Raw genomic sequence first — 12,122 nt, forward strand, 5'->3', positions numbered from 1 at the left:
TGACGACCATAGCAAGGTGGACCCACTCCTTCCCTTCCCGAACAGGACAGTGAAACGCCTTCGCGCCGATGATAGTGGATGGACATCCGTGAAAGTAGGTCATCGTCAGGCTCTTTATTCAAAAAAACCCCTTCAGATATCTCTGAAGGGGTTTTTTATTGCCTGTCGCTTTTGGCGCTGTATCCATCAAGGCCATGCAACCATGATTGCCCACGTAATGGGTGGAATATCAAAAAAAGTAAAAAATAGCATGATCTTTTTTCGTATGCTTATCTATTGTTGTAAACTTCTTTGAATTTAAAGTTAATGGGAGATTATTATGGAAAGCATAGAGCTAGTATTTACCATACTCATTGCTATTCTTTTCAGTGGTTTAATTGGAAGGTTTTTGCCATGGGGACTCCCATTACCTCTGATACAAATTGCCTTGGGTTTTGTTATTTCAGGTGTTTTTGACGAAGGTATTCTATTAAATCCTGAAGTTTTCTTTTTGCTTTTAATTCCGCCCCTTTTGTTTCTTGATGGCTGGAGGATACCGAAGGATGAGTTAAGACGTGATAAGGCTGGTATTTTTCAACTTGCTTTTGGTTTGGTTATTATTACGGTATTCGGCTTGGGTTATATCATCCACTGGATGATTCCTTCGATGCCTTTAGCCGTTTCATTTGCGCTTGCGGCGATTGTTTCTCCTACCGATCCCGTTGCCGTTCAAGGTATTACCAGACGCTTACCTGTACCCAGGCGTTTAATGTCCATCCTTGAAGGTGAAGCTCTCTTTAATGATGCCAGTGGTTTAGTAGCTTTTCGAATGGCGGTTTTAGCTGCCATGACAGGCGTGTTTTCCCTTACGCAGGCGGTGACTTCATTTGTTTGGGTTGCTGTTGCCGGCATTACAGCCGGTGTTGCGACCACCTGGTTACTTTCATTGATACACCAACGCATCAATCGTTATTTGGGAGAGGAGCAGGGTTCAGAAATTCTTTTAAGTTTGTTAACGCCTTTTGCTGCCTATGTAGTTGCCGAAGCCATTGGCGGTTCGGGAATCCTGTCAGCGGTAGCTGCAGGCTTAATGATGAGCTCCCTTGAGTTATCTGGTCGTATTTCCCCTATGACGCGCATGCGGCGTACCGCCATGTGGGATCTTTTGCAGTTCACCTTGAATGGTTTTATGTTTATTTTATTGGGAGAGCAGCTTCCAACCATTTTCAATGAGGCGATTGATCTGGTTAACCAAACTGGACACCATAACCCATGGTGGTTGCTGATTTACGCTGCAGTGATTTCCCTGGCCTTAACGGCTTTCCGCTTTATTTGGGTAACTATTTGCGTATACATACCACGTCTTATTTCACGTAATGGACGCCAATCAGGCATCCCAGCGTGGCGTTATATTTTTATTTTGTCTTTTGCCGGTGTTCGTGGTGCCGTCACATTGGCAGGCGTAATGACCCTTCCGTTTCTTTTACCCGATCAATCCGAATTCCCTGGTCGTGATATAGCCATTTTCCTGGCTGCCGCTGTGATTATTATTTCCCTTATTGCAGCCAGTATTGTTTTACCTCTATTACTGAAAGGCGTTGCACCCAGCCAGGAATTTCATATTAGCTATACCAATCAACGGAAAATGGCCATCCAGACTGCCTATGAACAAGCAGCCGATCATTTAAAATCGCTCATTGATGAGCTTGATAAAAATGATCATTTGGATAAGCAGTTTTATGATGAAGTTAAAACCAGACTGCTTGCTGAGTTCGTAAATGGTTTTCGGCTTGAAGATGAAGAGAAAAATCTTGAATATGATAAATACCTGGCGGAACGTGCTTTACGTTTGGCATTGATTGATCAGGCCCGTAGCAGTATTTTTCAATTAGCCAGAAAAAAGATAATTTCTGATGAGTTAGCCAGAGAGTTGGTTGAAAGGCTTGATTTTGATCACATCCGTTTTACTTGATGAGTTGATGGATGAAAGGGGTGATTAACACCTGATAAAACAGGACAAAGAAATAAGGTTTTAATAAATAATTAACCGCAGCATGTGAATCAGGCTTTAATATTATCTGGTTTACATGCTGCGTTTTTTTCCTAATCCTGCCTGTTTGTTAACGGATGGATAAATGACGGTATTTTAATACAGTGTCTGGTTAGTGACATAACAAAAATGAAGACGCTTGAAAAAATATCAAAGCTCGCGTGAGCCAAGTGCATCTTTTATTTTTTGGTCAGTCTTGTATTGGCTGAGGGCATATACCGCCCAGATAGTGGCGGGTATCCAGCCAAGAATGGTAATTTGCAGGATTAGGCAGATAATGCCGGCAATAGGGCGACCGATGGTGAAAAAGGTCAACCAGGGCAAGAGTAAAGCAATAATTAAACGCATTTATTTCCTTCGGATAATCCTTGCCAGGCAAGTTGTTAGTACTGGGCATTCAACCTGAAAATCAGGAAGAATGTAATAATAACTAAGGGTGGAAATAAACGCAAACCTGTCTTGCTTCAAATCATTTCGTGGTGTTTCATGGTTAAAGCAGCTTATAGATTGTTTCATTGTTGGGTACTTTTGAAAATTAGAAAACTTCAGCTTGACGTAGGTTCTTGATATAGCTAAATTTGAAATTATTTCAAATTAAAACTCAATGTGGAGCAGTCATGAAATATCGGAATCTTGGCAAAAGTGGTTTAAAAGTATCCCCACTGGTATTGGGAACCATGATGTTTGGTGGACAAACCAGAGAAGCGGAATCACATCGGATTATTGCCGATGCCAAAGACCGGGGTATCAATTTCATTGATACGGCCGATGTTTATAATGATGGGGAATCTGAAGCCGTGGTTGGGCGGGCTATTGCCAGTAACCGCGATGACTGGGTTTTGGCTACCAAACTGGGAAATGCGTTTGGCGAAGGCATTAACCAGCGCGGCATTTCACGCAAATGGATTTTCCAGGCAGTTGAGGCCAGCCTGAAACGCTTGGGAACCGATTATCTAGATATTTTGTATTTGCACCGGGAAATACCCGATGCGCCATTGGATGAAGCCATCCGGGCCATTGCTGATCTGATCAGGCAAGGGAAAATTCGTTATTTTGGGGTGTCCAATTTCAGGGGATGGCGTATTGCCGAAACCGTCAGACTGGCCGATCAGGCAGGTATTGATCGGCCAGTGGCCAGTCAGCCTTTGTACAATCTAGTCTCCCGTGTAGCCGAAATTGAGCAGTTGCCTGCGGCTGCCCATTACGGTATTGGTGTTGTGTCATACAGTCCCTTGGCCCGTGGTGTTTTAACGGGTAAATATGACCCGGACATCGCTCCGCCGCCCGATTCCCGTGCAGGCCGCAATGATCGTCGTATCATGCAAACGGAATGGCGACGGGAATCATTGCTGGTTGCGCAGCGTATCAGGCAGCATGCTGAATCAAAAGGCATTTCAGCCGCTGATTTTTCCCTGGCATGGGTACTGAACAATCAACTGGTCAGTTCCGTTATTGTGGGGCCCCGTACGTTTGAGCAGTGGCAGGCGTATCAATGTGCTCTTGATTATCAACTGACCACCGACGATGAGGCGTTGGTCGATGAGTTGGTGGTAACGGGGCATTGCTCTACACCCGGGTATAATGATCCTGGTCACCCAGTTATAGGCAGGGTGCCTTATTCTGCTTGCCTGAAATAATCAATGACGTTTCCAATGACTTTTACTTATGAAAAACCCTTTGCCTTCGTGGATGTTGAAACAACGGGGGGAGTGATCGGGCAAGACCGGCTGACTGAAATTGCCATTATCCGTTTTGATGGCAATAAGGTCTCCACTTACCAGACCCTGATCAATCCGACCTGTCACATTTCCAGTTTTATTCAAAACCTGACAGGTATTAGTAACGGTATGGTGGCAAAAGCACCGCTTTTTTCTGACGTGGCTGGGCAAATTTGTGAGTTGCTTGAAGGTCATGTTTTTGTTGCACACAATGTGCGGTTTGATTACAGTTTCATCAAAAGTGAATTTAAGCGAGTCGGTATTGATTTCAAAACGCCCAAATTGTGCACGGTTAAGCTGTCCCGCAGGCTATATCCTGCTTATGAACGGCATGGGCTAGATTACCTGGTTCAGCGACACCAGCTTCAAATCACGCAGCGGCACAGGGCGTATGGCGATGCCCATGTATTATTACAATTCTGGCAATTGGTTAACCAACAGTTTGATGGTGCTTATTTGCAACAAGCTGTTCAAGAACTGATGACTATTCCTCATCTGCCTGAGCATATTGATCCGGAAGAAATTGAATCCATCCCTAATCGGCTTGGTGTTTACTTGCTTTATGGCGATAATGACAGGCTTCTTTTTGTTGGCAAAGGTAATAAGCTTCGCCAGCGAGTGCTGTCTTTTTTTGCCAAAGACCGGGCCTTGCCGGCTGGAAAGTCATTTTCTGATCGTGTGATGCGGGTGGACTATATTGAATGTGCCGGAGAGCTGGATGCTTTGCTGACTGAAGAAAGATTGATTGAGCAATATAAACCAGAGAAAAACAAATCACCAAGGCGCAGAAGAACAGGTGAACTTGAGCAATGGCCGTTCAGGGACTATGCCGTTTTACCTGAAAATAATCTGAAACATGTGTTTTGGCATTGGCAGTATCTGGGTACGGCCCATGACACAGAAGAGCTTGCTCAAACACTATCGCGGGAAAAACATGACTTTTCCCATGAAATATATAAGATTCTGGTGCGGAATATGTCCCGTTTGGTAGCGCTGTGAACAATCGGGATTCATATAAAATAATTGCCCATTTGCCCGGATGAAGGTCACAGGTCAATGGGCATGAGTGATTAAAACGCAGACTTTGGTGCTGATGAAATCTGGCTTGAGTGATCAGTATTGATAGAGCCCACGTGTTTTTGCCTGTAATCGGCTGATGCCTAGCAATGACTCAGTCCAGGGGATAGAGACTTCCAGCTGGTGAGCTATTTCGGCCACCGATGTTACCAAGGCATCCAGTTCAAGGGGTTTCCCCGCTTCAGCATCTTGCAACATGGAAGTCTTGAACGATCCAAGCTTATAGGTAACCTGGTGCCTTTGTTCAGGATAAGCTTCTATTGGCAAGCCAATTCTCGCTCCTACTGTGGCCGCTTCCTGCATGATCCGGGACATGAAATCGCGTACATAACGGTCTTCCAGGATGTGATCGCTTTTTGCACCCGTGATGGCCGAAACAGGATTCATGGTCATGTTTCCCCATAGCTTGAACCATATATCTTTTTGGATGCATGACGTGTTTTCCACTTCAAATCCGGCCTTTTCCAGTATTGCGCAAAGCTGCTTCAGTCTTGGGGTTTGTGTGCCGTTGGGCTCTCCGATGATCAAGTGGTTGCCTGCGATATGTTTAACCGATCCTGAGGCGGGCGTGGTGGCGGAAAGGTGTGTGACACAACCGATGACCTGATTGGCCGGGATGTGTTTGGAAATGGTTTCCTGTGGGTCAACCGAGTCCAGTTTCAGATGGCCGCTTTCATGTTCAAGCCCATGAAAGAACCACCACGGAATCCCGTTCATGGCAGACAGAATGGTGGTGTCAGGTCCTATTAGTGGTGCAATATTTGTGGCGATGTCCTGTAATCCGGTGGTTTTTACTGCGATAATGACGATGTCCTGTACACCCAGTTCTGCAGGAGACTGGCTTGCCTTAATCGGGTAGCTTTGCACCGTCTCGCTGCCCGCTGGATAGAACTGAAGTCCGTTTTTTTGTAATGATTCAAGTGTTGCGCCACGTGCTACAGCACTGACGTCATAACCGGCCTGTACTAGCCGTGCCGCCATTAAACCACCTATTGCACCGATTCCATAAATACAGATTTTCATAGATAAATTCCTTTAAGGTCGTTAGTTTTTATAGTTGGTGTCAATGGTATCGACTTGGCGTCTTAACGCTTCAAAAACATCGCGACCAGCACCATAGCGAGGATCAAATTGCAGGGCGTCAATACTGGATTGGATTTGTATTTCTTCAGGGATGGGGGTAGTTGGGCCAAGTGCCGCGCCAGCCACCTGGATTTCGCAGGCACGCTGTAAGGTCCACAGGTAGGCAAAGGCCTCGGGAATGGTGCTTCCCCATGACAGCAAGCCGTGATTTTTCAGGATCACGGCCTGCCGGTTGCCGATGGAACGCTGTACCCTTGGTTGCTCATCGGCATGGATGGTTATGCCTTCAAAATCATGGTAGGCAACGCGATTATGCAATTGGGCAGCATAAAAATTATCTCGCGACAATCCCGCAGCCGAGCAGGCAACGGCGCAGCCAGCTGTGGTGTGGGTATGCATGACACAGTGGGCGTTTTCAATACCGCTGTGAATGGCAGCGTGCAGGATGAAACCGGCTGGATTGGCTTTCCATTTGGAGGCGCCGATAACATTGCCATCAAGATCTATCTTGACCAGATTGCTTGCGGTCACTTCGGTGTAGTGCAGGCCAAACGGGTTGATCAGGAAATGCTTTTCCGGGCCTGGAATGCGAACGGTAATATGATTGTAGATCAGTTCTGTCCAGCCCAGCATCGCAAAAATCCGGTAGCAGGCAGCCAACTCGGCCCGCAGGGCCTGTTCGGTTTCAGTGATGTTTTCTTCAAGTGTAATGGAATCAGCCAGTGTATTCATTGTCGTCTCTTTTATCTGTGTTGTGGTGGTCAATGACATGGTTTTAGTTGCATCATATTGCCATTGCAGTGAAATGGTTGTTTAACTTTGCAATTAATGCCATTGTGCTTTCCCGTTCGGCCGGTTTGACACAGGACAGGATTTTAGCTTCCAATTGTGCCGGTGCAAGCGGAAAATGGGCATGACCCAATGCAAAACGGATCGGGCCACTTTCAAGGCGGGTGTTATCCTTGAGAGTAATGGTAACGTCATCGTGAAGGGCAAAGCTGGGTTCAAGCGGGCAGGCTTCATTATTGATTGAAACCTTAACTTTTTCTATCAATGTCCGGATGGCTGGGTTGGTAATGTCATCTTCAGTCATTTTTTGCAGGCTTACTTCACCATAAACCAGCGCCGAGGCACAGGCAAAAGGCATGCTGAATTTCGCCTGAAGAGGCGTGCCTGGGTGCTGGTATTTAAGCACTCTGGCATTGGTTTCACTGACGGTTGCCGTAATGGTTTGTATGTGTTCAATGGGAATATTATGCTGTTGCCTTAATTGCAATACACCGTCAATCACACGGTGTGAAGCATAGCAGACTGGATATTTTTTGATACTTGGTTTAACCGTGTTGATGCTTAATGCCTGCTGCTTTTCGAAAGGTCGTTCGCGATCCGGCGCATGCCGGTCTGAAAAAGCAGTCAGGAAACCGGTTGATCCTTCCAGAGCATCGGCTGAAGCCGTTACACCCATGGCGGCCATTTCAACAGCCCCGTAAGCATATTCGATCGCCCAACCCGCATGCAGGGGTTTGCACATCGAACCAAAATTGGCGACCAATCCAGAGGCGCGGCTGGCAGCTATGCCCAGTGCATGGGTGGTTTTTTCACTATCAATTTGACGCGCCGCGCAAAGAGCGGCGGTGGCACCCATCGTACCCAGCACTGCGGTGGGATGCCATCCTTTTTCATGCAAAGGGTCGGGTATCCGGTTAAGCAAATCCGCCCAAATCTCATAACCTTTCAAGTAGGCACTGACCAGTGCCTGCCCGGCTAAACCGTTGCGATCTGACTCGGCAAGCAGAACGGGAACCAGCACAACACTGGGGTGTCCGGCCAGGGCAACATCATCAAAATCCAATGCATGGCCTGAAACAGCGTTAAGCATGGCGGCAACCATCGCCGTATGTTTTTGCCCCGAAAAGAATACATCTGCTTCTTGCATATTCAAGTAACGCCTGTTTGCCCAGGTTGCAAACAGGCGGGTTACTTCCTCATCACGACCGGAAAGAATGCAGCCGGCCGTGTCAAGAAAGGCCAGTTGCACAGTTTGGCAAACCTCGGGGGTGATTTGCCCTGAAATATCACTGGTGATGAAGTCGGCCATTTGCCGTGACAGTGTTTTCATTAGGTCTCCTAGAATGAACGTGGCATGCCAAGAACGTGCTGTCCGATGAAGGAAAGAATCAGGTTGGAAGAAATGGGAGCAATTTGCATGACCCGGCATTCACGCCATTTACGCTCCACATCATATTCAGCGGCATAGCCAAATCCACCATGCGTTTGCATGCAGGCTTCGGCAGCATGCCAGGCCGCTTCGGACGCCAGCAGTTTGGCTATGTTGGCGGCCTCGCCACAATCCAGGCCGGCCGCAAAAATGGCCGTCGCTTTACGTACCATCATATCGGCTGCTTCCGTTTCGGCATAGGCACGGGCGATAGGGAATTGAATGCCCTGATTTTGACCAATCGGACGACCGAATACTACACGCTCATTACCATAGACGGCAGCTGTCTTGGTAAACCATTTCGCATCGCCAATCGCTTCCGATGCACACAGAATGCGTTCTGCATTCATGCCGTCAAGAATATAACGGAATCCCTTGCCTTCTTCACCAACCAGACTGGAGGCAGGAACCACCAGGTTTTCAATAAACACTTCGGTTGTATTATGGTTGATCATGGCGCGAATAGGCTGGATTTCCACCCCATTGCCACGGGCTTCACGCAAATCTACCAGGAACACAGAAATACCATCAGTTTTTTTCTTGACCTGGTCGGCAGGCGTGGTTCGGGCCAGTAATAGCATAAGGTCGGAATAACGGGCACGTGAGGTCCATACTTTCTGGCCGTTGATAATATAGTTGTCACCATCACGCACGGCCCGGGTCTTGATTTGGGTGGTGTCTGAGCCGGTGGTGGGTTCCGTAATACCAAAGGCCTGCAGGCGCAGTTTGCCACTGGCGATATCGGGCAGGTATTTTCTTTTTTGCTCTTCGCTGCCGTGACGCAAAAGCGTACCCATGATATACATTTGTGCGTGGCAGGCACCTGCATTGCAGCCGGCCGCATGAATTTCTTCCAGAATAACCGATGCTGCACGCAGGGGCAGGCCACTGCCACCATATTCTTCGGGAATCAGAGCGCCCAGATAACCGGCTTCGGTCAGGGCATTAACAAACTCGGAAGGGTAGCCTTGCTGTTCATCCAGGTTTCTCCAGTATGAGCCGGGGAAATTCTCGCAAATGCGGCGAACGCTTTCCCTGATGTCTTCATAGTCGTTACCCAATTCAATGGAAACGGGGAGGGTTTGTGTGCTTAATGTATCCATGGTTTTTTTCCTGATCTCAATAATTAATGTGTAATGATTGTTGGTAGTCCTGCACGTGACAAAGCACCTTGTAATGGCTCGTCAGGAAGCAGGGTGGCCAGCCAGCGCCGGGCCTCAAGCAGTTTTTCAAGGTTAATACCGGTTTGCAGGCCATACTCTTCCAGCAGGAAACAAAGATCTTCGGTAGCGATGTTACCGGTTGCGCCGGGGGCAAACGGGCAACCACCCAAGCCTCCCAAAGAGGCATCAAAGTGTCTGACACCAGCGTCCAGGGCAGCCAGTACGTTAGCCATACCCATGCCGCGCGTGTCATGAAAATGAGCGCCAACCGGCAGCTTGCCGAGTAGTTGACGCAGTTGGGTAAACAGGTTTCTGACTTGTCTGGGGCCCGCAAAACCAACCGTGTCTCCCAGTGCAATATGATCAACGCCGGCCTGTGCCATTTTGTCTGCAATATTCAGAACCGTCTTGCTTTCAATATGGCCCTCATAGGTACAGCCAAAAGAAGTGGCAATGGCACCGGTTATATGTGGCGGTTCCGGCTGTTGCTTGACCATTTCGATTAATCGTGCCACTGCAGCAAGCGCGTTTTCAAGCGTGGTACGGGCATTTTTTTGTGAATGCGTGGCACTGGCTGAAAGGACAAATACAATATTTTTAACTCCGGCCTCCAAGGCGCGCATGGCCCCTTTTTCATTCAGCACCAGTGCTGAAAGCAGCAACCTGGGGTTCAGTTGTCCCTGCTCGACCATTGTCTGTGCATCAAAAAATTGTGGAATCACATGCGCGGGAACAAACGAGGTGATTTCAAAGGCGCGAACACCTGCTTCAGACTCAACCTTGAGCCATTCTATTTTGTCTTGGGTGGTAATGGTATCCAGGCTCTGAATGCCATCACGCAAACCGACTTCCCGAACGAAGACCTGATTGCTATCAGTCATGACAAACTCGCTTCAGTCAAGGGTTGTAGGGTAGGGGGCGAAAGCCGGATGGCAGGCCTTTGTCCGTCAAGGCGAATGGGCAGACCCATGAATTTCATGGCGGAATCGGGGACTTCCTGCATAACACCCAAGGCCTGAGCCTGTTCGCAGCCAAAGGCTTCAGCCGTGTCCTGTACCGGAGCACAAGGCACGTTGGCTTCACGCAATTTGGCAGTCCAATATTCGCGTGTTTGCTGGCTTAATTCATTCTGGATCAATTCATCAAGGATGTTTCGGTGGATGACGCGTTGCGGGTTATTGGCAAAACGTTCATCTTCAGTCCATTCGCTGTGGGCCAGCACTTTGCACAGCCTGGCAAACAGGCCGTTATTGCCTGCGGCAACCACCAGGTGTCCGTCAGCCGTCTGGTAGGCGCGGTAAGGCACAATGGTTGCCGCCCCTGATCCATGTCTGCCTGGAACCTGGCCGCTGGACATATGCTGGGCGCTGGCAACCTGCATCCAGCTTAAGGAGGTTTCGAAAAGGGAAACCTCAACATGAGCACCTTCCTGCATTTTCTCGCGTTGTAACAGGGCAGACAGAATGCCAATGGCGGCCCACATGCCAGTACCACAGTCAATGACTGAATAGCCCGTCCTGACCGGAGGCTGCCCCGGCTCACCGGTCACGCTCATTAAACCACCGTAGGCTTGCATCAGCGGGTCGTAACCAGGCAGGTCAGATAACGGACCACCACTGCCAAAGGCACCCATATCACAGTAAATCAGCTCGGGTTTAGTGGCACGCAGGGTTTTTTCATCAAGGCCCAGGCCTTCCAGGACACCCGGTCTGAAGTTCTGGATAATGACATCCGCCTGCGCGATGAATTGTTTTCTGAGTTGTTCAACCTGTTGTTGATCCCTGAAATTGCAAATTTGGGATTGTTTGTTCCGGTTTAATGTCTGGAACATGGCCGAAGCACCTTCCCAGTCTGGCGGGCCCCAGTGACGGGCATCGTCACCCGCCGGTTTTTCAATCTTAATCACCGTGGCACCCAAATCAGCCAGGATTTGGGCAGCAAATGGGGCAGCAACATTCTGCCCAATTTCAAAAACGGTGTAGCCTTGCAATGGCAATGGTTTAATGGTGTTCATGGTGTTCATTTTCATTCTTACCAGCCCTTGAAGTTGGGTTTGCGCTTTTCATTGAAGGCCAGAATGCCTTCTTTGCGATCCTGGCTGTGAACCATGCGTTGATACGTTTCAAGCTCAAACATCATGCCGGAATTCAGATCCATTTGTAATCCGTAGTGGATTGAGTGCTTTGCCTGCCTGATTGAAAGCGGGGCATTGGCGGCAATTTTTTGTGCGGCTTCAAGCGTTCTTGCAAGGACTTCATCTGGTTCGAAAACACGATTGACAACTCCCCATTCGCAAGCTTCATCGGCACTGAAAGGGCTTGCTGTCAGAATGATTTCCTTGGCACGGCGTTCACCAACGGCTCGTGGCAAGGTTTGCGTACCGGCTCCGCCGGGCATGATGCCCAGGGAAACTTCAGTCAGAGCAAAACGAGCGTTGCGGGATGCATAGGCAAAATCACATTGCAACATCAATTCAAAGCCGCCACCAAAGGCGTGGCCATTGACGGCAGCCAGAATAGGCAGTGGACAGTTGAGAATTGAACGAAAAGTGCGTTCAAAAAGTTCATGTTGTAAAACCCATTGCTCTTCCGTCAGGGTTTTGCGTTCTTTTAAGTCTCCCCCGGCACAGAAGGCCTTGTCACCGGCGCCAGTGATAATGACACAGCGATATTTGCGGTGCTCAAGCTCCAGAGGATGAAATACATCATACAGTTCATGTCCGGTTTGGGTGTTGAATGCATTGGATACTTCCGGACGGTTTAGGGTGACCAGCAGAATCCCGGGAAACGGTTCTTCAACTTTTATGGTTTCGTAGGTTTTGTTCATGATTTATC

At 48.3% G+C, this 12,122-nt stretch carries 11 protein-coding genes and 1 rRNA gene; 4 read left to right on the forward strand and 8 right to left on the reverse strand.

The annotated features are described in order from the left end of the window. Together rrf and JHL22_RS07615 are read left to right on the forward strand one after the other, a co-directional pair. Nucleotides 1-111 (forward strand): 5S ribosomal RNA (gene rrf, locus JHL22_RS07610); the annotation flags it as partial. Between the two features lie 208 nt (nucleotides 112-319). Beyond that, a complete protein-coding gene (locus JHL22_RS07615) occupies nucleotides 320-1,951 on the forward strand; it encodes a Na+/H+ antiporter (RefSeq protein WP_200235618.1) in 1,632 nt (543 codons plus the stop codon). Nucleotides 1,952-2,179: 228 nt separating this feature from the next. Here the strand turns inward: JHL22_RS07615 and JHL22_RS07620 are convergent, their stop codons facing one another. Further along, nucleotides 2,180-2,377 carry a YqaE/Pmp3 family membrane protein gene (locus tag JHL22_RS07620; protein WP_200235620.1) on the reverse strand — a complete coding sequence of 66 codons (198 nt, stop codon included), beginning with the start codon at nucleotides 2,375-2,377 and terminating at the stop codon, nucleotides 2,180-2,182. Nucleotides 2,378-2,646: 269 nt separating this feature from the next. Here JHL22_RS07620 and JHL22_RS07625 point away from each other — a divergent pair, with 269 nt between their 5' ends. Both JHL22_RS07625 and JHL22_RS07630 read left to right on the forward strand, forming a co-directional pair. Continuing rightward, entirely contained in the window at nucleotides 2,647-3,666 is a 1,020-nt protein-coding gene (locus JHL22_RS07625) for an aldo/keto reductase (RefSeq protein ID WP_200235622.1), read from the forward strand. Nucleotides 3,667-3,681: 15 nt separating this feature from the next. Then, nucleotides 3,682-4,746: an exonuclease domain-containing protein gene (locus JHL22_RS07630; protein WP_200235624.1), complete on the forward strand. Its 1,065-nt coding sequence runs from the start codon at nucleotides 3,682-3,684 to the stop codon at nucleotides 4,744-4,746. 114 nt (nucleotides 4,747-4,860) lie between these two features. On the opposite strand, the gene JHL22_RS07635 is transcribed toward JHL22_RS07630, so the two are convergent. Genes JHL22_RS07635 through JHL22_RS07665 form a run of 7 tightly spaced genes read right to left on the reverse strand, consistent with a single transcriptional unit; the run spans nucleotide 4,861 to nucleotide 12,114 of the window. Further along, the gene (locus JHL22_RS07635; protein WP_200235626.1) at nucleotides 4,861-5,847 is read right to left on the reverse strand and encodes a 2-dehydropantoate 2-reductase; all 987 of its coding nucleotides are present in this window, start codon (nucleotides 5,845-5,847) and stop codon (nucleotides 4,861-4,863) included. Between the two features lie 21 nt (nucleotides 5,848-5,868). Continuing rightward, a complete protein-coding gene (locus tag JHL22_RS07640) occupies nucleotides 5,869-6,639 on the reverse strand; it encodes a class II aldolase/adducin family protein (RefSeq protein WP_200235629.1) in 771 nt (256 codons plus the stop codon). Nucleotides 6,640-6,691: 52 nt separating this feature from the next. Beyond that, nucleotides 6,692-8,026, reverse strand: coding sequence for an MmgE/PrpD family protein (locus tag JHL22_RS07645; RefSeq protein WP_200235631.1), 1,335 nt, complete (start codon nucleotides 8,024-8,026; stop codon nucleotides 6,692-6,694). 8 nt (nucleotides 8,027-8,034) lie between these two features. Then, entirely contained in the window at nucleotides 8,035-9,228 is a 1,194-nt protein-coding gene (locus JHL22_RS07650; protein ID WP_200235633.1) for an acyl-CoA dehydrogenase family protein, read from the reverse strand. Nucleotides 9,229-9,251: 23 nt separating this feature from the next. Beyond that, nucleotides 9,252-10,169: a hydroxymethylglutaryl-CoA lyase gene (locus JHL22_RS07655; protein WP_200235635.1), complete on the reverse strand. Its 918-nt coding sequence runs from the start codon at nucleotides 10,167-10,169 to the stop codon at nucleotides 9,252-9,254. Next, on the reverse strand, nucleotides 10,166-11,311 hold the full coding sequence (locus JHL22_RS07660; RefSeq protein ID WP_200235637.1) for a CaiB/BaiF CoA transferase family protein: 1,146 nt from the start codon (nucleotides 11,309-11,311) through the stop codon (nucleotides 10,166-10,168). The genes JHL22_RS07655 and JHL22_RS07660 overlap by 4 nt, the downstream gene beginning before the upstream one ends. Nucleotides 11,312-11,319: 8 nt before the next feature. Next, nucleotides 11,320-12,114, reverse strand: a complete 795-nt coding sequence (locus tag JHL22_RS07665; RefSeq protein ID WP_200235640.1) for an enoyl-CoA hydratase/isomerase family protein — start codon at nucleotides 12,112-12,114, stop codon at nucleotides 11,320-11,322. Nucleotides 12,115-12,122 lie beyond the last annotated feature (8 nt).

Source organism: Advenella mandrilli (genome assembly GCF_016595155.1).
GTDB lineage: Bacteria > Pseudomonadota > Gammaproteobacteria > Burkholderiales > Burkholderiaceae_B > Advenella > Advenella mandrilli.

Coding starts and splice junctions, on each gene's coding strand:
- JHL22_RS07615 (WP_200235618.1), top strand. CDS start 320: ATGGAAAGCATAGAGCTAGTATTTACCATACTCATTGCTATTCTTTTC.
- JHL22_RS07620 (WP_200235620.1), bottom strand. CDS start 2,377: ATGCGTTTAATTATTGCTTTACTCTTGCCCTGGTTGACCTTTTTCACC.
- JHL22_RS07625 (WP_200235622.1), top strand. CDS start 2,647: ATGAAATATCGGAATCTTGGCAAAAGTGGTTTAAAAGTATCCCCACTG.
- JHL22_RS07630 (WP_200235624.1), top strand. CDS start 3,682: ATGACTTTTACTTATGAAAAACCCTTTGCCTTCGTGGATGTTGAAACA.
- JHL22_RS07635 (WP_200235626.1), bottom strand. CDS start 5,847: ATGAAAATCTGTATTTATGGAATCGGTGCAATAGGTGGTTTAATGGCG.
- JHL22_RS07640 (WP_200235629.1), bottom strand. CDS start 6,639: ATGAATACACTGGCTGATTCCATTACACTTGAAGAAAACATCACTGAA.
- JHL22_RS07645 (WP_200235631.1), bottom strand. CDS start 8,026: ATGAAAACACTGTCACGGCAAATGGCCGACTTCATCACCAGTGATATT.
- JHL22_RS07650 (WP_200235633.1), bottom strand. CDS start 9,228: ATGGATACATTAAGCACACAAACCCTCCCCGTTTCCATTGAATTGGGT.
- JHL22_RS07655 (WP_200235635.1), bottom strand. CDS start 10,169: ATGACTGATAGCAATCAGGTCTTCGTTCGGGAAGTCGGTTTGCGTGAT.
- JHL22_RS07660 (WP_200235637.1), bottom strand. CDS start 11,311: ATGAACACCATGAACACCATTAAACCATTGCCATTGCAAGGCTACACC.
- JHL22_RS07665 (WP_200235640.1), bottom strand. CDS start 12,114: ATGAACAAAACCTACGAAACCATAAAAGTTGAAGAACCGTTTCCCGGG.